Raw genomic sequence first — 1,024 nt, 5'->3', positions numbered from 1 at the left:
GGGCGTGGGCGATCGTCCTGGTGGTGTTCGGGCACTGGCTGATCACCGGGTTGGTGCGGGATCCCAACGGGGCCATCAGCGCACCGGAGTTGCTCGCCACCGTGCCCTGGACCCAGTGGCTCACCCTGGGTTTCCAGATCATGCCGCTATTCTTCCTGGCCGGTGGACACGCGGCCGGCGGTTCCTGGGCGCGGGCCCGCAACGAGGGCCGTACGGCGACCGGTTGGGTGGGCCAGCGGGCGCTACGGCTGCTGCTGCCGGCCGGGGTGTACAGCGGGCTGGTGCTGGTCGCCGTCGCGGTCTGCTCGGCGGTCGGAGTGGACCCCGGCATCCTCGCGCTCGTCGGGTGGGCGATGGCCATGCAGTTCTGGTTCCTGCCGGTGTATCTGCTGCTCAGCGCGGCAACTCCCCTCCTGCACGCGGCACATCGGCGGTGGGGGCTGCGGGTGCCGGTGGTGATGGGGGTGGTCGCCCTGGTCGCCGACGCGCTGGTGGTCACCGTGCACGCGCCTTTCGTCGGGCTGCTCAACTACGTGCTGGTGTGGGGCGTCGCCTATCAACTGGGCTTCTGCTGGCGGGACATGCTGCTCAGGGAATGGTCCGCGCTGTCTGTCTCCATGGCCGCGGGCGGTGCCGCCGCCTTCGCCGCGCTGGTCGCGTTCGGGCCCTTCCCGGTGAGCCTGATCCTGGTGACCGGGCAGAGCCCCAGCAACACCAATCCTCCGTCCGCCGCGATGCTGGCCTGGGCGGTTGGGCAAGTCGGGCTGGCGCTGTTGCTCGCGCCTGTGCTGCGGCGGCTGTTGGCGCGCGAGCAACTCTGGGGACTCGTACGGCCGTTGGGCGGGGCCAGCATGACGCTCTACCTGTGGCACATGCTGCCGGTGCTGATCGTCGCCGCCGCCTTCTATCTCACCGGGCTCGCGCCCGAACCGGGCTACGGGTCGGGGAGTTGGTGGGCGCTGCGGGTGCCGTGGCTGGCCGTGCTCGGGGTGGTGCTGGTGGGGGTCGTAGTGGCGCTGGGGCC

1 protein-coding gene is annotated in these 1,024 nt (G+C 71.3%); it reads left to right on the top strand.

Features of this window, described 5'->3' with window-relative positions; all coding sequences use genetic code 11:
• Positions 1-1,024 (top strand): acyltransferase family protein (locus AC31A1_RS51845; protein WP_489659984.1); only part of this gene is annotated, 1,024 nt, incomplete at both ends.

The organism is Streptomyces sp. P5F9, assembly GCF_057961495.1.
The sequence above is the reverse complement of the archived record's forward strand: the minus strand, read 5'-3'. Positions and strand labels throughout refer to the sequence as shown.